Below are 22920 nucleotides of genomic sequence, written 5' to 3'. Positions count from 1 at the left end.
ATGAGCACCCCCGAAACGGCGGCCCCGGCCACGGGTTCGAGCCCCGCCGGCACGGCGGAAAGCGCCGGCCGCACCGGCGCGTCGTCCGCCGTCGAACAGCGGCTCGCCGAGCTTGGCCTGGAGCTCCCGGAGGTCGCCGCCCCGGTGGCTGCCTACGTCCCGGCCGTGATCTCCGGCAACCACGTCTACACCTCCGGCCAGCTGCCGTTCATCAATGGCAAGCTCGAGGCCACCGGCAAGGTCTCCTCCGGGACCGAAGCCACCTCGGACGAGCCGACCGTGTCCCCGGAAGCAGCCAAGCGCTATGCCGAGGTCTGCGTCGTCAACGCGCTGGCCGCCGTCAAGAGCGTGATCGGCGACCTGGACCGCATCACCCGCATCGTGAAGGTGGTCGGTTTCGTCTCCTCCGATCCCTCGTTCACCGGCCAGCCCGGTGTCATCAACGGCGCCTCCGAGCTGCTGGGCAAGGTCCTTGGCGACGCCGGCCAGCACGCACGTTCCGCCGTCGGGGTTTCAGTTCTGCCGCTCGACTCTCCGGTAGAGGTCGAACTGATCGCTGAATTCGCCTAGAGGGCCGGTCGTTTCCCTTGCCGCACTTAGCCCGACGCCTGTTTGTGCTCCCCCCGGATCTGGAGGGGGCGGCCCGCAGCTGGTTTGAACACGGTGAGCGGACCCCCCGCGCCCCCCGTTTCGCCTCCTCCGTGGTTCTGCTGCGGGATTCACCCACCGGCCTGGAGGCCTGGCTGGGCTACCGGTCCGGGTCCTCGCCGCTGGGCGTGCTCGCTTTTCCGGGCGGCTCGCTTGAAGCGTCCGACGACGACGCGGTGGGCTGGCTAGGGCCCCCGCCGCAGTGGTGGGCCGAGCAGATGGGGACGCCCGACGTCGGGCTGGCGCGACGCCACGTGGTGGGCGCCATCCGCGAGCTGTTTGAGGAGACCGGCGTCCTGCTGGCCGGGCCGGATTTGTCCACCACGGTGGAGGGAACCTCCACGCCCGAGTGGATGCGCGCCCGGGAGGCCGTGGCGGAACAGGAAAAGTCGTTCACCGAGGTGCTCGCCAAACGCGGGCTCTCGGTGCGGACGGACCTGCTCAAGCCGCTGGTGAACTGGCTAAGCCCCGACTTCGCCCACCGCCGCTTCAACACCCGGTACTTCGCCGCGACCGTCCCGATGAACCAGCAGCCCTCACTGCTGGCCAGCAAGGGGGTGTGGGGCCGGTGGGTGTGTGTCCGCAAGGTCGTTGCCGGGCGTGACACCACAGCCTTGGGCGACGAGGTGGGTCAGCCGAACACGGTGGGTCTGACGCTCGGCCAGCTCCTGGTGCCGGGCTCGGAGATCATGCTGGAGAAGATGGCCGCCGCGAACGGCTGCATCGCGTACCTCAGTTACAAACGCAAAGCCCACGCCTACCAGCCGACCCTGGTGGAGGAAGACGGCAGGCTCATGCTCGAAGTCGAGGCGGCCAAGACCGTAGCCGGGGACCCGCAGCGCGAACGCTGACCGGTCGGCGACGCGTCGCCACGGGGCATGTCCTCCGCAGGGCTTGAGCGATGGACATAGTGGGCTTATGTCCAGGCCTGGCGCCCAAAAATGAGCATGTCCCTCTGGGGTCGTCGCGAGCGATGGGCATGTTCCTCCGGCCAACGCGTCGCCACGGAGCATGTCCCTCCGGCCGACGCGTCGCCACGGGGCATGTGCTCCGCACGGCTTGAGCGATGGACATAGTGGGCTTATGTCCACGCCCCGCGGCCAAGGATGAGCATGTCCCTCCGGAGGGGGCCCGAAGAAAACCTAGCCCCCTGTGCCCACCTGCATCCACCCAAGCCCGGCTTAAAAACACCGAAGGCCGGCCCGTTTCCACGGGCCGGCCTTCGGCATGCCGTAAAGCTGCGAGGAACCTTTAGCGGGAGCGCTGCCGGAGGCGCTGCATGTCGAGGATGACGACGGCGCGGGCTTCCAGGCGCAGCCAGCCGCGCTGGACGAACTCGGCCAGGGCCTTGTTGACGGTCTCGCGGGAGGCGCCGACCAGCTGGGCCAGTTCTTCCTGGGTCAGTTCGTGGGCCACGAGGACGCCGTCCGTCGCGGGGCGGCCGAAGCGGTCGGCCAGGTCCAGCAGCGCCTTGGCCACGCGGCCGGGGACATCCGAGAAGACGAGGTCGGAGAGCGAGTCGTTGGTGCGGCGCAGGCGCCGGGCGAGGGCCTGCAGCAGCTGGGCCGAGACCTCCGGGCGGGTGCGCAGCAGGGCGTTGAGGCTCTCGTTCTTCAGCCCGGCGAGGCGGGTTTCGGAGACGGCGGTGGCCGTGGCGGTGCGGGGGCTCGGGTCGAACAGGGCCATCTCGCCGAACAGTTCGCCCGGGCCGAGGATGGCGAGCAGGGATTCGCGGCCGTCGGGGGAGGTGCGGCCGAGCTTCACCTTGCCGGAGACGATGAAGTAGAGCTGGTCACCCTGGTCGCCTTCCCGGAAAACCGAGGCTCCGCGTGAGAGGTCCACCTCGGTGAGCTCGTCCGTCAGCAGACGGAACGCCTCGTCGTCGAGCGTGGCGAAAAGGGGTGCGCGGCGCAATACCTCGATATCCATGAAATCTCCTGACTTACTGTGTCGGCTGGGGCGCTTCCGCCATTGTTTCAGAATTTTGCGGCTTCTGTGACGTAGTTGGCACCGAAACGCGCGAAACGGCGGGCGGGTGACGGGCGGGCCCTGCAGCGGACGCCCGCCATACTGTCAGCCTGCGCCGGTAGAATGGGGGTCTTACCAGTCATTAAGGAGCCCCGGTGTTCGGCTTGACCATCTTGGACGTGGCGTTGATCCTGACGCTCTTGTCCTACCTGATCTACGGGCTGCGCAATGGCTTCCTGGTGACGCTCGGCGGCATCGCAGGGTTCGCGGCAGGCGCCGTGGCCGCCTTTGTGTCCGTGCCGATCGTCAGCGACCTTGTCGACGACCCGGGCTGGCGGCTCACTGCGATCATTGCCGCGGCGGTGCTGCTGATGATGGTGGGGCACGGGCTGGGCACCATGATCGGGCGGCGCATCCGCAGCGTTGTCAGGATCAGCCCGCTCCGGCTGGCCGACCGCGTCGTCGGCGGCGGCGTCAACCTCGCCGTGTCGGCGCTCGTGATGTCCATGCTGGCGTTCAGCATCAGCGCCCTCGGTGTCCCCTTTGTCTCCCAGCAGCTGGCCGATTCCAAGGTGATCGGGTTCATCGACGGCGTCACCCCGACGCCGCTGAAGACGTCCATGGCCCAATTGCGCTCCGCGGTGATCGGCGACGGGATTCCCACCCTGTTCGAAGGCGGCGTCGGAGGCCGGCCCGTGCCGGTCCCGGACGCCAGTACCGACACGCCGGCGTTGAACAAGGCGGCAGCTTCGGTGCTGAAGATCGCCGGAACCGCGTACCAGTGCGGCCAGAACCAGACCGGAACCGGCTTTGTGGTCTCGCCCGGCCGGGTTGTGACGAACGCCCACGTGGTGGCCGGCGTCCCGGAGCCCGTCGTTGAGGTCCCGGGCGGCGGGGCGCTCCCCGGCCGGGTCGTTTACTTCGACAGCCAGCATGACCTCGCGGTCCTGGCCGTGGACGGGCTGCGCTCCGCGCCTCTGGCGCTGGGCCGGAACCTGCCCTCCGGCAGCCCGGCGGCATTTGCCGGCTACCCGCATGGCGGCCCGTTCCAGTCCAAGCCGGCCACGGTGCGGGACATCACCACCGTCCTGGTCCCGGACATCTACGGCAACAACGCCGCCGCCGAGGACGTCTACCGGCTCGCCGGCGACGTGCAGCCGGGGAACTCCGGCGGCCCGCTGCTGACCATGGAGGGCAAGGTGGCCGGCGTCGTTTTCGCGAAGTCCACCTCCGAACCCTCGCTCGGCTTCGCCATCACGATGAACGACCTTGACCCCGTGGCCGCGCGGGCGCCCGGACTGGGCAGCGCTGTCTCGCCCGGCCAGTGCATCAAAAAATAAGCGGTACGGAGCGGTCCGGGTCAGGCCCTGGCCGCTTCGATCCACTCCAGGCTCTGGCCGTGCGGGCCGGCAATGGCCACCGGCAGCCCGTCCTCCAGCAGGAGGAAACGGCCGCGGAGGCGTGAGTCATCCATTTCCGGAACCACGCTGGACCCGTCCTGCTGCAGGATGACGGTGTGGCCCTCGTTCGAGATCCAGTGGCAGCCCCGGTCCGCGGCCAGCAGGGCGATGGTGTCGCGGAAACGTTCACGGCCGGCGGCATCGAGATAGGCCATGACCGCACTGTGGAAGACCACCAGCGCGGCGTCCGGCGGCGCCTGCGCCGCCAGCGACACCAGTCGTTCATTGAGGTCCCCGGCGACCAGCAGCGGCGGATCGGCCCGCGCGACGGCGATCGCCTGGCGCAGCCGCTCGCGGCGGAAGTCCTGCTCCGGCCAGACCAGCGCCTCCAGCCAGGCGACGTCGTCGGGGTTCCGGATGTCCAACGGGTTCAGGTCGATGCCGGCCCGCCACACCACCTCGGGCAGCGCGGTGGGCAGCGGCACCGGCCCGGTCGTGGCGCAGCCCAGCACGGGGTAGCTTCCGGGCGGGGCAGCGGCCGGCGCCAGCCGGGTCACGGCCCCGCCGCCGTCGAATTCGTAGCCGTAGCGGTCGGGAAACAGGGCCAGTCCCGCCGAGGCGCCGACCTCGATGAGGGCCAGCGGGCGCCCCTCCGCGGCGGCGATCCGGGCCAGGGAGGGCAGCAGTGCGGCGCAGCGGCCGGTCTCGTTTGTCTGCGTGGACCGGGACAGGACAGTGCGCGAGACGTCGTCCCAGCGGCTGTCCAGGAAGCGCCTGAACTCGGGGTAGGGGCTGATCCGGGCGCCAAGGAAGCGGGCGGCGGCCAGCATCAGCAGCGGCTGGCGTTTGGTGTGCGGCCAGTCGTCGATGCGCCGGATCAGTTCCGGATCATCCGCGATGCCCAGCGACCATTCGGCGTAGCAGGCGGAATTTCCCGGCGCATCAATGGTGCCGAAGTGCCGGTACCAGTCCGCGGTCCCCGAGGGCTCCGGCGCGGGGGACATGCTCAGTCACGTCCCGCGTCCAGCTCGGCGAGGTATTCGACGGCGAAGCGGTACCCGAGGATGCCCGCGCCGGCGATCACGGCCTTGCTGATGTCCGACAGGTAGGAGTGGTGCCGGAACGTCTCCCGGGCGTGCACGTTGGTGATGTGGACTTCGACGGCGGGCAGCTGCACGGCCGTGATTGCGTCGCGGATGGCCACCGAGGTGTGCGTGTAGGCGCCGGCGTTCAGCACGATGCCCACCGCCTTTCCGCGGGCGGCGTGGATGGCGTCCACCAGCGCGCCCTCATGGTTGGACTGGAAGCACTCGACGTCGAAGCCGTGCGCGGCACCGGCGTCCTTGGCGAGCTGTTCGACGTCGGCCAGGGTGGCGGTCCCGTACTTTTCGGGCTCACGGGTGCCCAGCAGGTTCAGGTTGGGTCCGTTCAGGACCAGGATGGTGCCGCGGCGCGCGTCGGCGGGAGTGGCTTCGCTCATGCCTGCCAATGTATCGCGTTGTCCCGGACTGCACGCTGATGTTTCCTGCGGCGTTCATCAACCAGCAGTCGGCCGGCGCAGGCCAGGCGCTCCTGAACCTGCTGCGAGCTGCCCTATCCGCCGCAGCGCCAGGGCGCAGACCGGCAGGTAGGCAGCCGCCCACCAGGGGACGGCGAAGGTGACCAGGCTGCCGCCGGACTCCGGGACCACCCGGTGGCCGGTGGCGGGGATTCCGGCGACGGACCAGGACCAGTACCGGCCGGCCTCCAACGCCGTCACTCGGTATGGCAGCGACGGCCCGAGGACGGTGCGGACCCTGCCGCGGCTGCCGGGCGCGAGTCCCGCGGGCGCGGTGCCCGCCGGATCCGGTTCGACGCCGGTGATGGCCGGCCCCCACGCCGGCCACTGCCCGGTGTCCGTGAGCAGCCGCCACACCACGTCCGCCGGCGCGGCGATCCGGCGGGTGACGGAGAACATCACGCCGGCCGGCCGAGGACCGCCAGCGCGGCGCGGTGGCCGCTCACCAGGGCGCCCTGGATGGAGGCCGTTTCCCGGTGGTCGCCGCAGACGGTGATCCTGTCCGGGCCCTCCGCAGGCTGCCGGGGCTTCAGCGGCGGCGGCTGCGCAGGCAGCGCCTGCCGGATTTCGTGCCTCGCCACCAGCTCCCAGCCAGCCGTAGAAGAACCGAAAAGTTCCCCGGCATGGCGGAGGACATCAGCATCGGTGGGTACTGGCCGGCCCGGGCCGAACAGCGCGGACGTCTGGATCAGGTGCCGGCCGGCGGGCGCGTAGCTCGGTGCCGCGTTGGAAATGACGGCAGCGTTGACCAGTGGCCCGCCGGGGCGGGCCCGGCCGTCCAGATAGAGCATGTTGGCGTCGCTGGGGGCCGAGCCGGCGGCAAACCAGTGCGTGAGCACCCCTTTCATGGCCGGCGCGTTGGTCCCGGCGAGCCGGGCGGCGGCGGCCGGATCGGCGGCGAGCACGACGTGGCTTGCCCGGATCACCGCATCCGCTGCGGTGACCAGGGCCGTGTCCCCGTCCGGGGCGATCGACTCCACCCGGGTCGAGGTGCGGACCGGCACGGTGAGGGCGTCCGCCAGCTGCTGCGGGAGCGCCTGCATGCCCTCGCGCGGCAGCCCGGGAACACCGGCGGCAAAGACGCGCGCCAGTTGCAGGGCGAAGTCGTTGGAGGTGGTGCCCTCATCCTCCAGCAGCACCCCGGCGAAGAACCGGTCCACCACCGTGCGGATTCCGCCCGAACAGCCGGCCCGGTCGAGGGCGTCGCGCAACGCAACATCCGGGCCGCTCCGCCGGAGGGGCCCGGCAACGGCCGGCGCGGCCCAGCGCAGCAGCCCCGCGACCGAGCGCGGGCCCAGGAGACCGCTGCGCAGCGTCTGCAGGATCAAGCCCGGCTCGCGCAGGGGGTGGGCCAGCACCGCCAGGGAGTCCTGCCGCCGGACCCGGACGCCGGCACCGAAGGCCTGCAGCCCCAGCGCGTCGACGTCGACCCACCGGCGGACCGCAGGGTACGCGGGGTTCAGTACCTGGAAGCCGCGGTCCACGAGGAAGCCGTCGATCCGGTCCGTGCGGATTCTGCCCCCGACGGCGTCGGAGGCTTCCCACACCTGCACCTCGCGCCCGGCGGCCTGCAGCTCCCGGGCGCACTGCAGGCCGGCGAGGCCCGCACCCACCACCAGGACCTCACACGATTCCGTCATCGCAGCCTGCGTCCAGTGCAGCCCCGGACGCAGCCCCGGACCGGATCCCGGCTCACTTTTTGAGTGAGTGCGCGATCTGTGCCATCACGGTGTTGTCGGCCAGGGTGGTGGCATCGCCCACTTCGCGGCCCTCGGCGACGTCCTTGAGTAGGCGGCGCATGATCTTGCCGGAGCGGGTCTTGGGCAGTTCCGGGACGATCAGGATGGTCTTGGGCTTGGCGATCGGCCCGATCTCCTTGCCCACGTGGTTGCGGAGCTCCTGGACCATGGCGTCACCAGAGTCCACGGCGTCCCCGCGCAGGATCACGAACGCCACGACGGCCTGGCCGGTAGTCTCATCCGCTGCGCCCACGACGGCGGCTTCCGCCACGGCCGGGTGGGACACGAGGGCGGATTCGATCTCCGCGGTGGAAAGCCGGTGGCCGGAGATGTTCATGACGTCGTCCACCCGGCCAAGCAGCCAGATGTCGCCGTCGTCGTCCTTCTTGGCGCCGTCGCCGGCGAAATACATCGTGTCGAAGCGGGACCAGTAGGTCTCCTTGAACCGTTCCGGGTCGCCCCAGATGCCGCGCAGCATGGCCGGCCAGGGTTCGCGGATGACGAGGTAACCGCCGGCGCCGTTGGGCACGGACTCTCCGGCTTCGTCGACGACGTCCACGGCGATGCCGGGCAGCGGGACCTGGGCGGAGCCCGGCTTGGTGGCGGTCACGCCGGGCAGCGGGGCAATCATCTGCGCGCCGGTTTCGGTCTGCCACCAGGTGTCCACGATCGGGGCGGGATGTTCCTTCTTTTCCCCGTTCTTCCCGGCGTTGGCGCCGATGACCTCGCGGTACCACATCCACGCCTCGGGGTTGATGGGCTCACCCACCGATCCCAAGACACGGATGGAGGACAGGTCCGACTTCGCCGGGATTTCCTTGCCCCACTTCATAAAGGTCCGGATGGCGGTGGGGGCGGTGTAGAGGATCGAGACTTTGTACTTCTCCACGATTTCCCACCAGCGGCCCTGGTGCGGGGAGTCGGGGGTGCCCTCGTACATGACCTGGGTGGCGCCGTTGATGAGCGGGGCGTAGGCGACGTAGGAGTGGCCGGTGATCCAGCCGACATCGGCGGTGCACCAGTAGACGTCCGTTTCCGGGTGCAGGTCGAAGACCGCCCGGTGCGTGTACGCCGTCTGGGTCAGGTAGCCGCCGGTGGTGTGCAGGATACCCTTGGGCTTCCCGGTGGTTCCGGAGGTGTACAGAATAAAGAGGGGGTGCTCGGCGTCGTGGCCGACGGCGGTGTGCTCGGCGGACGCGGTGCCGACCGTGTCGGACCACCAGTGGTCCCGGTCCTCGTGCCAGTCGACGTCCTGGCCGTTGCGCTTGACCACAACAACGTTCTGCACGGTATGCCCGGAACCGTCGCCCTCATGGGCCAGCGCCTCGTCGACGGCGGGCTTGAGCGCACTGGGCTTGCCACGGCGGTAGGTCCCGTCGGCCGTGACGACCAGTTTTGCCTCGGCGTCGTCGATCCGGGAGCGGAGCGCCTCGGCGGAGAAGCCGCCGAAGACGACGGAGTGGATGGCGCCGATCCGGGCGCAGGCCAGCAGCGTGATGACGGCCTCGGGGATCATCGGCAGGTAGACGGCCACGCGGTCGCCCTTGGCTACGCCGAGGGATTCGAACGCGTTGGCAGCCTTCTTGACCTCTTCGGTGAGCTGCGCGTAGGTGTAGCTGCGGGTGTCGCCGGGCTCGCCCTCGAAGTAGATGGCAACCCGGTCGCCGTTGCCGGCCTCGACGTGCCGGTCCAGCGCGTTGTACGCGGCGTTGATCTCGCCGCCGACGAACCATTTGGCGAACGGCGGGGTGGTCCAGTCCAGCGTCTGGGTGAAGTCCTTGCTCCAGCTCAGCAGCCCGCGGGCCTGCTTGGCCCAGAAAGCCGGCCGGTCGGCGTCGGCCTCCGCGTACTCGGCGGCGGTGACCACGGCGTTGGCGGCGAACTCGTCGGAGGGGGCGAACTTCCGGTTCTCCTGCGACAGGTTTTCGAACGCATCGCCCTGCCGGGGCGCCTGGGTTGCGGTGGTGGTGCCGGGGGTCTGCTGGGACATGGTGAACCTCATCATTCATCGATCCGTGCTGCACGGAACGTCCGTTACACCGCGGTGCCGTGCCGTCTGCGCGGCGTCGGGCATCGGCTGGTCACGGACGTGCCGCAAGAGCTGTTCCGAAATACACACTAACGCGTGGCCCGGACAGAACGTGTGCCCCGTCACAAAGGGAGCCGTGAGCGGTGTTTATTAAGCGCCAAGTGGTGCCGGGCCCGGGTTGCGGGCACGGTTTCCCCCTGCTTTCACTGGGGGTTTACGCGCAGGGCGAAAGGGCCCCCACGCTGGTGCCGGAGTGACGGCAGCCCAGCTAGTGATCGGACCTCCACTTGGCTAGGCTGAGATGAAGTTGTGACATCCGATGGGGGCGACAGGACCGCTGGCGGTCCTGTTTTTGCCTGCCGTTAGGCGGCACTGTCCAGGGTGCGGCCACGCTAAGGAGAACAGAATGAACGAGCAAAGCAACGGGCGGCTCCATGCGCCCTCCCGCAACGAGGGCCAGGCCGGTCCGGCGCAGGACAGCGGGCAGGGGGACCAGCCGCGCTTCACGGTGGACAAGCCGAACTCGAAGAACAACGAGGCCGTCGCGGGGCCATTCACCGTCCGCGACCTCACCGTCTTCGGCTCCACGCTGGTGCTGTTCATCGCCTCGCTGATCCCGATGTTCGCCGCCCGGTACAACCTGTGGAACCTGGGCAGCCTGTTCTTCCTCGGCCTGGGTGTGCTGCTGCCGGTGATTGTCGCCGCGCTTTTCGTGGCGCGCAGGGTCAGCCCGGGAACGAAAATCCGGATCGGATCCCTGTCGATCGACCAGTTCGCCTCGGTCGTGGCGTCCTTCAGCCTGGCGTTCTTCTTCCTCGCGACCGCCGGTGCGTTCGTGCCCAGCCTGCTGCTGGGCCTCGTGGGCGCTCTCGGGCTCTTCACCGCCACCGTGTTCGCGCGGCTGATTCCCAGCCTTGCCGGTGATTTCCTGCACCGCGCCGAAGCCCCTGCCCACGTCGTGGCGCGGGAAGCGGCGGAGCCGCTCCGCAAGCCGCGCGCCCCCAAGCCCGCCAAGCCCGCCGGCGAGGCGAAGAGTTCCAAGGACGGAAGCAGCGCGCTGGCCGGCTGGGCGAAACGGATGGCACCCGGCAAGCAGTCCGGCGGTGCCCAGACCACGCCGCAGGAACCCGAAGCGCACGGGCAGGCGTCAGGCGCGGCCGCCGGTGCGGCCGGTGCCGCCGCGGGTGCCGCGGGCACCGCCGCCGCAGCAACATACGCCCGCCCGGCCGCTGCCGAGCCGGCCACCCAGGCGCACGGCGTCGTTCCCACTGCCGCGTCTGCACCGTCCCCGACGCCGACGGCGGCCTACGCGCCGGCTGCTCCGGCAGCCGAAGCGGCGCCGTCCGCCGCCGATCAGACCCGGGCGGCTGCCGCCCCGGCGGCGTCCGCTCCGTCCGAATCCGCGGTCACCTCTCCGGCGCCGGCCCCGCAGGGCGCCGGCCCGGAGGCAACCCAGGCTGCCGCGGTCCCGGCGGCCGCGGCAGCAGCACCCGCGCCCGCAAGCCACGAGGCACCCACGGCCCTCACCCCGCAGGTCCGTTCGCAGGAGCCGATAGGCGCGACCGTGGATCCGGCGACCCGGCCCGAGACCGAGGCCGCCCCGCCGGCCTACGAGGCGTTCTGGTTCGCCGTCGCCCAGCCCCGCACCGCGGTGGACGAGCGCAGCGGCGCCCCGGCGTTCGTCGTCGAACCCGGCGGCTGGGTTCTCGCCCTTGAGGACCGTGGCCACGAGTTCTTGGTCCAGCACACGGACGGCCGCGTCGGTGTGCTGCGGGACCTCAGCAACATCGAACGCGGCTAGCCGGACCGTGGCTACGGTATCCGGCAGCGCGCGGGCCGGCACCGCGACGGCCGGCAGCGCAGCGGCGCCGGCCAGCGGCAAACCCCGGCCGCGGGCGGCGGGGGAGACGCTGCTGGGGCTCAAGCGCCGCGCCCGCCGGATCAACAAGGCGCTGGCCGAGCAGTATCCCTATGCCCACGCGGAACTGGATTTCCGCAGCCCGTTCGAACTGGTGGTCGCCACCGTGCTCTCGGCACAGACCACGGACGTGCTGGTCAACCAGATCACCCCGCTGCTGTTCGCCCGGTACCCGGACGCGCGCAGCATGGCCGAGGCCGAGCCCGCGGAACTGGAAGCGATCATCAAGCCCACCGGGTTCTTCCGGGCCAAGGCGCGGAACCTGATGGCGCTGTGCACCAAACTCGTTGACGACTACGACGGCGAGGTGCCCGGGCGGCTGGAAGACCTGGTCAAGCTGCCCGGCGTCGGCCGGAAGACCGCGAACGTCGTCCTCGGAAACGCGTTCGGCATCCCGGGCATCACGGTGGACACCCACTTCGGCCGGCTGGCCCGCCGCTTCGGCTGGACGGATTCGGAGGACCCGGTCCGGATCGAGTCCGACGTCGCTGAACTGTTTGAACCGAAGGACTGGACCATGCTCTCGCACCGCGTGGTGTTCCACGGTCGGCGCGTTTGCCATTCCCGCAAACCGGCGTGCGGCGCCTGCGCGGTGGCGAACTGGTGCCCCAGCTACGGGGCGGGCGAGACGGATCCGGAGAAGGCCCGGAAGCTGCTGAAATACGAGCTGGCACCGGGGCAGGAAGAGCTGCTCGCGAAGCTGCTGGCCGAGACCCACCGCGCCGCCGAAATCCGGATGGAATCGCAGAGAAGGCCGCGATGACCGCCCGTCAGGACCTGATTGACCTCGTGGCCGCGGTGCAGGCCGGCACCGCGCCGGCGGCGGATCCGCGCTGGCGCGAACTGGTGGTCGAGCCGGGACAACGGGTGCGCCGGGCCGCCGTGCTGATGCTGTTCGGCTCGCTGGATGACGTCCCCGCGACGTCGGTGAAGCTGCTGGCGCCGGCGGACCTGGACGTGCTGCTGCTCCAGCGCGCGCAGACCCTCGATGACCATCCCGGCCAGGTCGCCTTCCCCGGCGGCGGCATCGACCCCGGCGAATCCGTCATCGAAGCCGCCCTGCGCGAGGGCGAAGAGGAAACAGGACTGGACCCGCAGGGGGTGGAGGTCCTCGGCGTCATGCCCGAGCTGGCCCTGCCCCGCGGGAATTTCCTGGTCACGCCGGTGCTGGGCTGGTGGGCGTCCCAGTCGCCGGTCCGGGTGGTGGACTACGGCGAGTCCTCGCAGGTCTTCCGGGTGCCCGTCCGGGACCTGCTCGACCCGGACAACCGGGTCATGGCGACTGTGAGCCGGGCCGGCCAGACCTTCCAGAGCCCGGCGTTTACCGTCAACGGTGTGGTGGTGTGGGGCTTTACCGGGATGATCCTGAACCAGCTGTTCGACCAGCTGGGCTGGGCGGTCCCGTGGGACCGCAGCCGGCTCCACGGCATCGACGCGTAGCGTTTCTTCCGGTGCCGGCCTGGGGCCGTGCAGGTCCCGGCTCCTTGTGCCGTGCAGGTACCGGCTCCGGTGCCGGGTCCCGCTAGCGGGCGGCCCGCCGGGTGTCCGGCCGCTGGTAGGCGGGCTTGGCCGCTGCGGCGGATTTGCCGGCTGCCTTCCTGGCCGACCGGTCCACGACCAGCCCGGTGGCCGCGTTCTCGCGGACCGCGGTGATGCCGGCGGCCGCTCCCTTGACGGTGTTAAAAAGCGGTGAAACAGCAACTACTGTCCCGTCCGGTGCCGTCAGCCTGAAGAAATACGACTCGTCTCCGGCCGCTGCAATCTCGAATACGCCAGCCACTTTGCTGCCTTCCCGGTTCCATGCCTCGTTGCATTTGCGCCGGCGGGACAATCGGGATTGCCACCGGCTTTTTCGAGCCTAACGGGGCCCGCGGAGCGGGCGCAACGCTACTGGCGGGTACGTTACCCCGGGCGTCCTGGCCGCCGTCGGGGTCCGGTTTCGCGGCGCTATTTGGCGTTATCGTAGGAGTCGACGACGGCGACGCTCACTGGAAATTCCACCGGGATCCGGCCGAACAGCAGCTCTTTCGCGGCAGCCGCGGATTCCTCGATCGCCCGGATACAGGCCTCGACGGCGCCGGCTGGGCAGTGGACCATCACCTCGTCGTGCAGGAAGAAGACCAGCTCCCCGGCCGGGGCTCCGTCCGCGCGCAGCGTGCGCAGCCGCCGTCGTAGTTCCGCCAGCCAGCAGGCCGCCCAGTCGGCAGCGGAGCCCTGCACCACGAAGTTCCTGGTGAACCTTCCGCGCGAGCGCGCCAGCGACTCGGCCCGGCGCTGCTCCTCCGCGGTGGCGGACTGCTGGGCGCGCAGCCAGCCGTCCGACGGCGGCGGACTGCTCCGGCCCAGCCGGGACGTGACGGTTTTCCCCGCCTCGCCCTCCCGGGCAGCCTGCTCAACGTAGCCGACGGCGCGCGGGTAGGTGCGGGCCAGCTGCGGCATGAGCCGTCCGGATTCGCCCGTGGTGGCGCCGTAAATAGCGCCGAGCAGTGCAACCTTGGCCTTGGCCCGGTCGCCGCCGAAGCCCTGGGCGGCGATGCCGGCGTAGAGGTCCTTGTCGCGGGCGGCCTCCGCCATCTTGGAATCCTGGGCCAGCGCCACCAGCACACGCGGCTCCAGCTGCGAGGCGTCGGCGACGATCAGCTTGTGGCCGGGGTCCGCGTGGACGGCGCCGCGGATCTGGCGGGGGATCTGCAGCGCCCCGCCGCCGCGGGAGGCCCAGCGCCCGGACACGACCCCGCCCACCACATACTCCGGCTGGAAGCGGCCATCCTTGACCCAGGCGTCCAGCCAAGCCCAGCCGTTGGCGGCGTGCAGCCGGGCGAGTTTCTTGTAGGCCAGCAGCGGTTCGATCGCCGGGTGGTTGGATTCCTTCAGCTCCCACTGGCGGGTGCTCTTCACCTCGATGCCGTTCCGGTGCAGGGCGCGCATCAGCTCCTGCGGGGAATCCGGGTTCAGCGCCGGTGACTGCAGCAGGCGGCGGAGTTCGCTGTTCAGGGCTTCCAGTTTGGCCGGGCGGTGCCCCTGGGGCGGCCGCGGGCCGAGGTAGTCCGCGAGGATCTGCTCGTGCAGCTCCTCCCGCCAGGGCACGCCGGTGTGCTGCATCTCGGCGGCGATCATGGCGCCGGCGGATTCGGCCGCGAGCAACAGCTGGAGCCGCTGCTTGCGGCGGTCACCGTCCGGCGCAACGCCGGCCAGGGCGTCCTGCTGCGCGGCGTATTCGGCACGCAGCTGTTCGGGCGTGTGCTTGGGCGCCGAGCGTACGCCGGGGTCCTCGAACAGGGCGCCCTGGTCCGCCGGCGGGGGAGGCGGCTGCAGCGACCGCGGCGGCTGCTGCACGTCGTCGTCCTGGGTCAGCTTCTCCGCGGTCCGGGCATAATCGGTGTGCGCGGTGAACGCCGAGTGGGCCAGGATGGCGCCGCACAAGGTGAGGTCATAGCAGCGTTCCAGCTCGACGCCGGCCGCCAGCAGGGCCGGGTACCAGTCCTGCGTGCGGTGCCAGATCCAGCGCGGGCGCTGCAGTTCCAGTTGGCGCACGACGCCGGGCAGTTCGGCCGCGCTGACCAGGCGCGGTTCCGGGGCGGCGGGGTCGGGTGTGCCTGCCGGCGTGAGGCGTTGCAGGGCTGCGCCGTCGGCGAGGGCGGTGAGCAGCAGATGCATAGGCTCAATTCTGCCCTGTCCCTCTGTCAGCCAAGGACCGGCCGGACCGGAGGTCCGGGGGTCCGCGACCTTGTCGAGGGGCCGGCGTGGACGCGCCGATGTGTACGGCCCGGTCCGGAGGGCAGGTCCGCCCGGGGGAATTCGCCGCGGTTTTCCACATAGCCGGCGGCGGCAGGTACCTCCGCCGTCCAATGCGCCCAAGGTGGTGGCATGAGCCGACGCCAGCTATCCGAGCCCGTGAACTTCCAACCCGTATCCCGGGCCCGGCTCCAACCCGGGCCCCAGACCGGAGCCCAAGCGGACGCGTGGCTTCCCGACGGGGCGGCGGAGACGTTGCTGGTCACCGGGTCCGAGGTCCTGCGCGGTGAGGTGGAGAGGATTGTGGCAGCGGCCGGGCGGCGGCTGACACTGGCGCGGGACGCCGCCGAGGCGGCCCCATACTGGGACTCCGCGGCCGCGGTGCTCGTCGGCAGCGACGTGCCGGAACTGCCGCTTCGACGCCGTGCACCGGCGGTCCTGGTGGGACTGAGCGGCGAGGGGGACAGCCTCTGGCAGCTGGCCGCGGCCATGGGGGCCGAGCGGGTGGCTGTCCTGCCCGAAGGCGGTTCCTGGCTGGCCGAGTACCTCAGCCGATCGCACGCCCCGGACCCGGGCGGGCACGTCCTCGGAGTAATTGGCGGCTGCGGCGGAGCCGGGGCCACCACCGCCGCGATCTGGCTGGCCCAGGCCGCCGCAGGGATGGGCGCCCGCGTCCTCCTGATCGACGGGGACCCCTGGGGCGGCGGCCTCGAGCTCGCCCTCGCCGCCGAAGAAGAACCCGGGCTCCGTTGGCCGGACCTCGCAGAGGCCAGCGGCAGCATCGATCCTGACCAGCTCCACGAGGCGCTGCCCGAAGCGGGCGGCTTCTCCTTCCTGTCCTGGCCGGGCAACCGGGAACGGCCCCAGGCCATCGACCCGGCCGCCGTCGCCGGTGTGCTCGACGCCGCGCGGCGCTGCTACGAGCTGGTGGTGCTGGACATCGGCCGCGGACGCGAGGCACTGCGGACCTATGCCTGGGAATGCGACCGGGTCGTCGTGGTGCTGCCCGCCCAGCTCCGGGCCGCGGTGGCATCTGCCCGGTTGGTGCCGGAGCTTCCGCCGGTGGAGACCGCCCTGGTGGTCCGGGCGAAACCCGGGGCCGCGTTCGACTACCAGCTGATTTCGCAAGCAGTGGGGCTCCCGGTGCAGGGCGTTATGCCCGAGGTCCGGGGGACGGCCGCCGCCACGGAACTCGGGCGTCTGCTGGACACCGGCGGACGGCGCAGCGTGCAGCGCTTCACCGAAGGCATCCTGGCCTTCAGCGGGGCCGGGTTCCCGTGAGCCCGCACCTGCCGGCGGACCCGGCGGAGCCGGCAAGCCCACCGTTCCGCAGGCAGCCGCGCCCGCCTCAACGGCGGGTGGATGCGCGGCTGCTCGAGGTGGTCCGCGAATCGGTCATGGCCGACGCCGGCCCGGTCACCCCGTCGCGGGTGGCCGCGGCCGTGCAGGCCAGCGGCAAGCTCCTCGGCACCGCCGGCGCCCTGGCCGCCGTCGAAAGCATCAGCGCGGAACTGAACGGACTGGGACCGCTGCAGCTGCTGACGCGCGACCCGCTCGTGACGGACATCTTCGTCAACAGCCCCGGCTCCGTGTGGCTGGACCGGGGCCGCGGGCTGGAACGCGCTCCGGTCGCCTTTGCCAACGAGGGCCAGGTCCGTGCGCTGGCTGCCCGGCTGGTGGCTGCCGGCGGGCGGCGGCTGGATGACAGCTCACCCTGCGTGGATGTCAGGCTCGACGGCGGCTACCGTGTCCACGCTGTCCTGCCGCCCATCTCCACGTCGGGAACACTGCTGAGCGTGCGGATTCGCCGCCAATCCGTCTTCTCCCTGGACGAACTCGGCCGGTCCGGCATGTTCGGCGCCTTCCTTCAGGACGTCCTCACCCGGATGGTGGAGCGCCGTCTGAGCTTCCTGCTGAGCGGGGCGACGGGTTCCGGTAAAACGACGCTGCTCGCCACTCTGCTCGGACTCTGCGGGCCGGGGGAGCGGCTCGTCCTGATCGAGGACGCCTCCGAGCTGAATCCGGTCCACCCGCACGTGGTTTCCCTAGAGTCGCGGCACAGCAACCTCGAAGGCGGCGGCACCGTTGATCTCGGCGAGCTGGTGCGGCAGGCCCTGCGGATGCGGCCTGACAGACTCATCATCGGGGAGTGCCGGGGCGCCGAGGTCCGCGAGCTGCTTGCCGCGATGAATACCGGACATACCGGCGCCGGCGGCACCATCCACGCCAACACCGCGGCCGCTGTCCCGGCCCGGCTGACGGCGCTCGGCGCGCTCGCCGGGATGGGGCCGGATGCCGTGCGCCTGCAGGCCGCCAGCGCCCTCGACGCCGTCATCCATCTGGAACGCACACGGCACGGGCGCCAGGTGGCGTCCGTGGCGCTGGTCGGGGAAAACAGGTCAGGCCTGGCCGTCGCCGCCGCGCTGGAGACCGTCGGGGGCGAAGTCAGGGCCGGGCCCGCCTGGCCGGAGCTGGCGGCCCGCCTGGGCCTGGACCAGGCCGCGGTGCCCGGAACCGGTGGGGCCACAGCGGTGCCCGGAACTGCCGGGGCCGGGGCGGCGGCCAAATCCGTCGCGCCCGGACCCGGCGGGGCGCCATGACGGCCGCCTTGGCCGGGATCCTGGCCCTGGCGCTGTGGCTGGCACTCGCACCGCGGAGCGCGGCAGGACGGCGGATTCGGCGGGCCCTCCCCGAGGCCTTCGCGGAGACCGTCCGGCGGCCGCCGCCCAGGCGGCCCGGCCGCAACCGGCGTGGGCATCTTACGGCTTGGCGCAGAAACGCTGGAGCCGCGCCGGGGGTCCCTATGACCGTGCTGGTTCAGCAGCTGGCCGCACTGCTGAAGGGCGGCCGGACGTCCGCCCGGCTGTGGGAGGAGCTCTGGCTGCTCTACGGTGACGAGCGGCGCCCGGGCCGCAGCCCGGGTGCCGCCGGCCGGAGTAACAACGATCCCGGCCGGACCGACGCCCTGGCTGGTGCGTCGCTGGACATCCTGACCGCTGCCCGCACCGCGGCCCGGACGGGATCCCCGGTCGCCGCGGCAATCCGCGCGGCGGCCGCCCGGGAGACCGGCAGTGCTGCCCGCCGCGGCCCCGACCGGGGGGAACAGGCGGTCTGGGTGGAGTTGGCGGCGTGCTTCGACGTGGCCGAGGCCAGCGGGTGTCCGCTCGCCGACGTCCTGACACGGTTCGCCGCCCATCTGGAGGCCGAGGACGACGCCGAGGCCGCCCGGCAGACGGCACTGGCCGGGCCCAAGACCACCGTCCGGATCCTGACCTGGCTGCCCTTCCTGGGACTCGGCCTCGGCGTCCTGCTCGGCGTGGAGCCCCTGGCCATGCTGCTCGGGACACCACTGGGTCTGGCGGCGCTCGGTGCGGGGCTCGCCCTCACCGCCGCGGGCCGGATCTGGTCCGCGCGCCTTGTCCGGTCCGCGGCCGGGGCACAGTGGTAACCCCGCGGTGAGCCCAACCCTTGGCGGTCTCACTGTCGGCGCCCTGCTGGCTGCCGCCGTGGTCATGGCGCTCGCGGACCATCATCGCTCCGGCCAGCGCTGGAAACGGCTGGGTCCGCGCGCGCCCGATGGGGTGGTCGCCGACGTCAAGAATCGCGGCGCCGCGGGCCCGGCGGCCAGCGACGCAGGCCTCCGGGACCCGGCCATGATGCTGGAACTGATCGGCGCCATGCTGGACGCCGGATCCGGCCTGGGCCGTTCGCTCGAGCTGGTTGCCGCCCACGCCGCCCCCGGTCTCGGCCGCCCGTTGGGTCCGGTCGTCTCTGCGCTCGCGATCGGCGCGGACTGGGAGACGGCCTGGCGGAGTTCCCACAGCTTCCCCGCGCAACTGCTGGCGCTGCGTGATGCCCTCGGATTCGCTGCGCTGACCGGAGTGCCGTCCTCGGCGATCCTGTACACCCAGGCCGCCCGGCTGCGGCGCGAGCACTTCCGCGCCGCCGAGCGGCGGGCCGCCGCGTTGGGCGTGCAGCTGGTCATTCCCCTGGGGCTGTGTTCGCTGCCGGCCTTCGTGTTCCTGGGCATCGTTCCGGTCCTGCTCGCGATGCTCCCCAACGGCGTCTGACCGCTGCCGGTCGCTGCGACTCTTCCTCCACAGCAGGACTTTTCCACTTGGCCGCGCTGCGGCCTTACCGGCGCCGTGCCTGGACGCGAGATTGGAATCAGCCGGTCTGTGCGCCGGAATCTCCCGAGAGGAAAGCCCATGACATTCCATCGAAATGCTCCCGCCGGCCCCGACCGCGCGGCCGCCAACGCCGGAACCGCGGAGGTGCGGGAAATCTACCCCGGCGCCCGGCAAGCCCCGCCGGTGCAGGGCCCCTCCCGGATACCGTGGAGACGGAAGATGTTCCCCGGTTCCGAGACGGGGATGGCCACCGCCGAATACGCCATCGCCACCCTCGCTGCCGTGAGCTTTGCGGGCCTGCTCGTGCTGATCATGCGCAGCGACGAAGTCCGGGGGTTCCTGTTGAACCTCATCCGCACCGCCCTGGCGCTGCCGTGACCCGGCCGTCGCCGGGCGCCGCCGCCCGCAGCCGTGCCCGCGTCGCCGGGCGCCCGGGTGCCTGTTGCCCGGGTCCGCCGGACCCGCCGGGGCGGCCTGTACCGCCGAAGGAACCGGCCGCACCGCGGCTCGGACAGCATCCTGGCCGCGGCGCAGCAACGTCCCGGGGCGCGGTGACCGCCGAGTTCGCCGTCACGCTTCCCGCAGTTGTGCTGCTCCTGGGTCTTTTGCTGGCCGGGTCCGCGGCGGGACTGACGCAACTGCGCCTGGAAGAGGCCGCCCGGGCCGGTGCAAGGGCGCTGGCGCGCGGTGAGGACGCCGCCGCCGTCGGGGGCATCGTCCGGCAACTCGCCGGGGATTCGGCCCTGGCCGCGGTGGCCTCCGACGGCGTCTGGCTCAGTGTGACCGTGTCCGGAACCGTCAGCGGGGCGGTGGGAACGCTGGTCCCGTGGACCCTCACCGCGAAGGCCTGGGCGCGGAATGAATCCCCGGGCGCGGCGGAGGCCTCCGTTCCGGGGACGGCGCCGCACGGCCTGGTCCGGCGCGCGTGATGCCGGCCCAGGCTCGGGAGCCGGAGCTGGGTGCGGGCAGCGTGCTCGCGCTCGGCCTGGGGATGGTGCTGCTGCTGGCGATGACGGCTGTCGTCGTGCTCGGCCAGGCCGCCGTGGCGGCGTCGAAGGCTGCCACGGCCGCGGATCTGGCGGCCCTTGCGGCCGCGGACGCGGCCCGTGGACTCTCCGCCGGCGAGCCGTGCGCCGTCGCCGCCGAGGTTGCCGCCCGGCACGGCGCGGGGCTCCTGGCATGCTCGGTCGAATCCGGCAACACCGTCCAGGTCCGCACCGAACTTCCCTCCCGTACGGTGTTCGGCCCGGCCACCGGACTCGCCAGGGCCGGGCCGCCCCCGGTAGAGGGCGGCGGACCGGCAGAACCGGGCACCGGGTAGGCGGTCGCCGGCCTAAACCGGTTGGCCGGCGGGGTGCCCCGCGGGCGGAGCGTCCTGCTCCCCGGCCGGGCCGCCCATGAGGTCCGTGGCGTCGGCCAGCAGCATCTCCAGCAACGTGACGGCGGCGTCCTTGTCCAGCGGGTTGTTCTTGTTGCCGCACTTGGGGGACTGCACGCAGGACGGGCAGCCGGACTCGCATTCGCAGGCTTTGATGGCGTCGCGCGTGGCGGAGAGCCACACCCTGGCTTTGTCGTAGCCCCGCTCGGCGAAGCCGGCGCCGCCGGGGTGGCCGTCGTACACGAAAATGGTGGGCACCCCGGTGTCCGCGTGGATGGCCGTCGACACCCCGCCGATGTCCCACCGGTCGCTGGACGCCACCAGCGGCAGCAATCCGATCGCGGCGTGCTCGGCCGCGTGCAGCGCCCCCGGGAACTGCGCCTCGATCAGCCCGGCCCCGGTCAGCGACCGGTTGTCCATCACGAACCAGACAGCCTTGGTAAACAGGTCCCGGGCGCCCAGCTGCAGCGGTTCCTCGCCGAGGATCTCGTTCGAGATGAGCGCCTTGCGCTGGAAGGAGACCACCTGTGTCGTCACTTTCACATCGCCGAAATGCACCGCCACGTCGCCCCACTGGGTGGTGCGGAGCGTCTCCAGGACCTCGATCTGGGTCACGTCGCGCGCCGTCGTGTAGTAGTCGGGGTTGGCCCGCCGCACCACGACGCAGTGATCGTCTTCGTTCAGGTCCTCGACGACGTAGCTTTCGCCCTGGTGGACGTAGACGGCGCCGGTGTGCGCCTGGTAGTGCGTCTGGGGTGAATCCATGGTGCCGAGCAGGGACCCCGTGTCGGCATCCACGATGCTGACCGGTCCGCCGCCGTCGGCGCGCAGGTTCACCATGGCCGCGGCGCTCTGGGGGTGCGTCCAGAACCAGCCGGCCGGACGTTTACGCAGGTAGCCCTGGGCGACCAGCTGGTCCAGCAGTTTTTCGGCCTTCGGGCCGAAGAGCCCGAGCTCCGCGTAGCCCAGCGGCAGTTCCGCCGCGGCAGCGCACAGGTGGGGCCCGAGGACATAGGGATTGGAGGGGTCGAAGACCGTGGCCTCCACCGAGACGTCGAAAATTGCCTCCGGGTGGTTCACCAGGTAGGTGTCGAGCGGGTCGTCGCTCGCGACGAAGGCGGCAATGGCGTCCTGTCCGGCGCGGCCGGCCCGGCCGATCTGCTGGAACAGCGACGCCCGGGTCCCCGGCCAGCCGGCGACCAGGACGGCGTCGAGGCCCGAGATGTCGATGCCGAGTTCCAGTGCGGAGGTACTCGAAACGCCCAGCAGCTCGCCGGAACGCAGCGCCTTTTCCAGGGCGCGCCGTTCCTCCGGCAGGTACCCGGAGCGGTACGCCGCGACCCGCTGGGGCAGGCTGGGATCCACCTCGTCGAGGAGCCGTTTGGTGATCGAGGCGATCGTCTCGGCCCCGCGGCGCGACTTGATGAACGCGATGGTGCGGATCCGGGAGGAGACCAGGTTGGCCAGCAGGTCCGAGGTTTCAGCCACCGCGGTGCGGCGTTCCTTCGCGCCGTTTTCGCCGCGCAGTTCGGTCAGGGCGGGTTCCCAGAACGCCACGGTGGTGGCGCCGTGCGGCGAACAGTCCTCGGAGACCGCCCGGACCGGAGCGCCGATAAGCCGGCCGAAGGAGGTCCCGGGGTCGGACGCGGTCGCCGAGGCGGCGATGAACACAGGGCCCGGATGGGAGGCGCCGGGGCTGTAGTAGGCGCAGATCCGCCGCAGCCGGCGCATCAGGTTGGCCACGTGCGAGCCAAACACGCCGCGGTAGCTGTGCGCCTCGTCGACAATCACGTAGCGCAGCCGCCGGAAGAACCTGGCCCACCAGGCATGGTTGGGCAGGATGCCGAAGTGCAGCATGTCGGGATTGGCGAGGATGACGTTGGCGTGGTCCCGGATCCAGCGGCGGGACGCCGGGTCGGTATCGCCGTCGTAGGTCTCGGCCCGGACGGTGGGGAGCTTTAGTGAGCGGATGGCGGCCAGCTGGTCGGCGGCCAGCGCCTTGGTGGGGGAAAGATAGAGGGTGACGGCGCCGTCGTCGTGGATCTTGCCGGGGTCGGCCAGGACGCGCAGTTCGGAGCGGTGGACCGCGTCCAGCGCCGGCAGCTGGTAGGCCAGGGATTTGCCGGAAGCGGTGCCGGTGGCGATCACCACGTGTTCGCCCGCGTGCGCAAGGTCGGCGGCCTGCACCTGGTGGCGGTAGGGCTCGTGGATGCCCAGCGAGCCGTAGGCCTGCACCAGATCGGGGTGGACCCACGCCGGCCACGGCTCGTTGACGGCCTGCCGGGCCGGGATCATGCGCACATGCCGCAGCTGCTCCGGGTCCGGTCCGCGGCCCAGCAACGGGATCAGGGACTCGTGTGGATTCACTCCAACATTGTTTCACCCGGACTCAAATCGCCCGCCGGAGCCCGTTTCAA

General features: G+C 71.3%; 22 protein-coding genes. 13 read left to right on the top strand and 9 right to left on the bottom strand.

Going from position 1 to position 22920, the window contains the following annotated elements; translation table 11 throughout:
- Positions 1-570, top strand: coding sequence for a RidA family protein (locus AC1MBE_RS07085; RefSeq protein ID WP_479781890.1), 570 nt, complete (start codon positions 1-3; stop codon positions 568-570).
- A gap of 17 nt (positions 571-587) precedes the next feature.
- Positions 588-1499, top strand: coding sequence for an NUDIX hydrolase (locus AC1MBE_RS07080; protein WP_479781888.1), 912 nt, complete (start codon positions 588-590; stop codon positions 1497-1499).
- 400 nt (positions 1500-1899) lie between these two features.
- Here the strand turns inward: AC1MBE_RS07080 and AC1MBE_RS07075 are convergent, their stop codons facing one another.
- Entirely contained in the window at positions 1900-2577 is a 678-nt protein-coding gene (locus tag AC1MBE_RS07075) for a Crp/Fnr family transcriptional regulator (protein ID WP_011693220.1), read from the bottom strand.
- 194 nt (positions 2578-2771) lie between these two features.
- Here AC1MBE_RS07075 and AC1MBE_RS07070 point away from each other — a divergent pair, with 194 nt between their 5' ends.
- Positions 2772-3956, top strand: a complete 1185-nt coding sequence (locus AC1MBE_RS07070) for a MarP family serine protease (protein WP_479781885.1) — start codon at positions 2772-2774, stop codon at positions 3954-3956.
- 20 nt (positions 3957-3976) lie between these two features.
- On the opposite strand, the gene AC1MBE_RS07065 is transcribed toward AC1MBE_RS07070, so the two are convergent.
- The 5 genes from AC1MBE_RS07065 to acs are packed head-to-tail and all read right to left on the bottom strand — an operon-like array spanning position 3977 to position 9303.
- Entirely contained in the window at positions 3977-5020 is a 1044-nt protein-coding gene (locus tag AC1MBE_RS07065; protein WP_479781883.1) for a DUF2332 domain-containing protein, read from the bottom strand.
- A gap of 2 nt (positions 5021-5022) precedes the next feature.
- On the bottom strand, positions 5023-5496 hold the full coding sequence (gene aroQ, locus AC1MBE_RS07060; protein ID WP_479781881.1) for a type II 3-dehydroquinate dehydratase: 474 nt from the start codon (positions 5494-5496) through the stop codon (positions 5023-5025).
- Positions 5497-5553: 57 nt separating this feature from the next.
- Positions 5554-5973 (bottom strand): SRPBCC family protein, encoded by a 420-nt coding sequence (locus tag AC1MBE_RS07055; RefSeq protein WP_479781879.1) that lies wholly within the window; start codon positions 5971-5973, stop codon positions 5554-5556.
- Positions 5973-7214, bottom strand: coding sequence for an NAD(P)/FAD-dependent oxidoreductase (locus tag AC1MBE_RS07050; RefSeq protein WP_479781877.1), 1242 nt, complete (start codon positions 7212-7214; stop codon positions 5973-5975). The genes AC1MBE_RS07055 and AC1MBE_RS07050 overlap by 1 nt, the downstream gene beginning before the upstream one ends.
- 52 nt (positions 7215-7266) lie before the next feature.
- The gene (gene acs, locus AC1MBE_RS07045) at positions 7267-9303 is read right to left on the bottom strand and encodes an acetate--CoA ligase (protein WP_479781875.1); all 2037 of its coding nucleotides are present in this window, start codon (positions 9301-9303) and stop codon (positions 7267-7269) included.
- A 445-nt stretch (positions 9304-9748) separates the two neighbouring features.
- On the opposite strand from acs, the gene AC1MBE_RS07040 reads away from it, so the two are divergent.
- From AC1MBE_RS07040 to AC1MBE_RS07030, 3 genes are all read left to right on the top strand, one after another.
- The gene (locus AC1MBE_RS07040; protein ID WP_479781873.1) at positions 9749-11143 is read left to right on the top strand and encodes a hypothetical protein; all 1395 of its coding nucleotides are present in this window, start codon (positions 9749-9751) and stop codon (positions 11141-11143) included.
- Positions 11144-11252: 109 nt separating this feature from the next.
- Complete coding sequence (nth, locus tag AC1MBE_RS07035; RefSeq protein ID WP_479782518.1) at positions 11253-12023, top strand: endonuclease III; 771 nt, start codon at positions 11253-11255, stop codon at positions 12021-12023.
- A complete protein-coding gene (locus tag AC1MBE_RS07030) occupies positions 12020-12700 on the top strand; it encodes an NUDIX hydrolase (RefSeq protein WP_479781871.1) in 681 nt (226 codons plus the stop codon). Before nth ends, AC1MBE_RS07030 begins: the two co-directional genes overlap by 4 nt.
- A gap of 82 nt (positions 12701-12782) precedes the next feature.
- Here AC1MBE_RS07030 and AC1MBE_RS07025 read toward each other — a convergent pair whose 3' ends face one another.
- Both AC1MBE_RS07025 and AC1MBE_RS07020 read right to left on the bottom strand, forming a co-directional pair.
- Positions 12783-13040 (bottom strand): YegP family protein, encoded by a 258-nt coding sequence (locus tag AC1MBE_RS07025; protein WP_479781869.1) that lies wholly within the window; start codon positions 13038-13040, stop codon positions 12783-12785.
- A 167-nt stretch (positions 13041-13207) separates the two neighbouring features.
- Complete coding sequence (locus AC1MBE_RS07020) at positions 13208-14917, bottom strand: bifunctional 3'-5' exonuclease/DNA polymerase (protein WP_479781867.1); 1710 nt, start codon at positions 14915-14917, stop codon at positions 13208-13210.
- Between the two features lie 210 nt (positions 14918-15127).
- Here AC1MBE_RS07020 and ssd point away from each other — a divergent pair, with 210 nt between their 5' ends.
- The 7 genes from ssd to AC1MBE_RS06985 all read left to right on the top strand — a co-directional run bounded on the left by ssd (position 15128) and on the right by AC1MBE_RS06985 (position 20446).
- A complete protein-coding gene (gene ssd, locus AC1MBE_RS07015) occupies positions 15128-16276 on the top strand; it encodes a septum site-determining protein Ssd (protein ID WP_479781865.1) in 1149 nt (382 codons plus the stop codon).
- A 116-nt stretch (positions 16277-16392) separates the two neighbouring features.
- Positions 16393-17595, top strand: a complete 1203-nt coding sequence (locus AC1MBE_RS07010; protein WP_479782516.1) for a TadA family conjugal transfer-associated ATPase — start codon at positions 16393-16395, stop codon at positions 17593-17595.
- A 203-nt stretch (positions 17596-17798) separates the two neighbouring features.
- Positions 17799-18443, top strand: a complete 645-nt coding sequence (locus AC1MBE_RS07005) for a hypothetical protein (RefSeq protein ID WP_479781863.1) — start codon at positions 17799-17801, stop codon at positions 18441-18443.
- Positions 18444-18450: 7 nt separating this feature from the next.
- Positions 18451-19065 (top strand): type II secretion system F family protein, encoded by a 615-nt coding sequence (locus tag AC1MBE_RS07000; protein ID WP_479781861.1) that lies wholly within the window; start codon positions 18451-18453, stop codon positions 19063-19065.
- Between the two features lie 138 nt (positions 19066-19203).
- A complete protein-coding gene (locus AC1MBE_RS06995) occupies positions 19204-19503 on the top strand; it encodes a DUF4244 domain-containing protein (RefSeq protein ID WP_479781860.1) in 300 nt (99 codons plus the stop codon).
- Between the two features lie 173 nt (positions 19504-19676).
- Positions 19677-20054 carry a TadE family type IV pilus minor pilin gene (locus tag AC1MBE_RS06990; RefSeq protein WP_479781858.1) on the top strand — a complete coding sequence of 126 codons (378 nt, stop codon included), beginning with the start codon at positions 19677-19679 and terminating at the stop codon, positions 20052-20054.
- On the top strand, positions 20054-20446 hold the full coding sequence (locus AC1MBE_RS06985; RefSeq protein WP_479781856.1) for an Rv3654c family TadE-like protein: 393 nt from the start codon (positions 20054-20056) through the stop codon (positions 20444-20446). Before AC1MBE_RS06990 ends, AC1MBE_RS06985 begins: the two co-directional genes overlap by 1 nt.
- 12 nt (positions 20447-20458) lie before the next feature.
- Here AC1MBE_RS06985 and AC1MBE_RS06980 read toward each other — a convergent pair whose 3' ends face one another.
- Positions 20459-22870 carry a DEAD/DEAH box helicase gene (locus AC1MBE_RS06980; protein ID WP_479781854.1) on the bottom strand — a complete coding sequence of 804 codons (2412 nt, stop codon included), beginning with the start codon at positions 22868-22870 and terminating at the stop codon, positions 20459-20461.
- Positions 22871-22920 lie beyond the last annotated feature (50 nt).

It is taken from the genome of Arthrobacter sp. BG5, from assembly GCF_056680155.1.
This window is presented reverse-complemented; position numbering and strand designations above follow the sequence as displayed.

Bases quoted from the DNA above. Each gene is read 5' to 3' on its own strand.
- AC1MBE_RS07050 (WP_479781877.1), bottom strand. From the start codon at position 7,214: ATGACGGAATCGTGTGAGGTCCTGGTGGTGGGTGCGGGCCTCGCCGGC.
- AC1MBE_RS06985 (WP_479781856.1), top strand. From the start codon at position 20,054: ATGCCGGCCCAGGCTCGGGAGCCGGAGCTGGGTGCGGGCAGCGTGCTC.
- AC1MBE_RS07030 (WP_479781871.1), top strand. From the start codon at position 12,020: ATGACCGCCCGTCAGGACCTGATTGACCTCGTGGCCGCGGTGCAGGCC.
- AC1MBE_RS07085 (WP_479781890.1), top strand. From the start codon at position 1: ATGAGCACCCCCGAAACGGCGGCCCCGGCCACGGGTTCGAGCCCCGCC.
- AC1MBE_RS06995 (WP_479781860.1), top strand. From the start codon at position 19,204: ATGACATTCCATCGAAATGCTCCCGCCGGCCCCGACCGCGCGGCCGCC.
- AC1MBE_RS07040 (WP_479781873.1), top strand. From the start codon at position 9,749: ATGAACGAGCAAAGCAACGGGCGGCTCCATGCGCCCTCCCGCAACGAG.
- AC1MBE_RS07065 (WP_479781883.1), bottom strand. From the start codon at position 5,020: ATGTCCCCCGCGCCGGAGCCCTCGGGGACCGCGGACTGGTACCGGCAC.
- AC1MBE_RS07075 (WP_011693220.1), bottom strand. From the start codon at position 2,577: ATGGATATCGAGGTATTGCGCCGCGCACCCCTTTTCGCCACGCTCGAC.
- AC1MBE_RS07020 (WP_479781867.1), bottom strand. From the start codon at position 14,917: ATGCATCTGCTGCTCACCGCCCTCGCCGACGGCGCAGCCCTGCAACGC.
- aroQ (WP_479781881.1), bottom strand. From the start codon at position 5,496: ATGAGCGAAGCCACTCCCGCCGACGCGCGCCGCGGCACCATCCTGGTC.
- AC1MBE_RS07005 (WP_479781863.1), top strand. From the start codon at position 17,799: ATGACCGTGCTGGTTCAGCAGCTGGCCGCACTGCTGAAGGGCGGCCGG.
- AC1MBE_RS07055 (WP_479781879.1), bottom strand. From the start codon at position 5,973: ATGTTCTCCGTCACCCGCCGGATCGCCGCGCCGGCGGACGTGGTGTGG.
- ssd (WP_479781865.1), top strand. From the start codon at position 15,128: ATGAGCCGACGCCAGCTATCCGAGCCCGTGAACTTCCAACCCGTATCC.
- AC1MBE_RS07010 (WP_479782516.1), top strand. From the start codon at position 16,393: ATGGCCGACGCCGGCCCGGTCACCCCGTCGCGGGTGGCCGCGGCCGTG.
- acs (WP_479781875.1), bottom strand. From the start codon at position 9,303: ATGTCCCAGCAGACCCCCGGCACCACCACCGCAACCCAGGCGCCCCGG.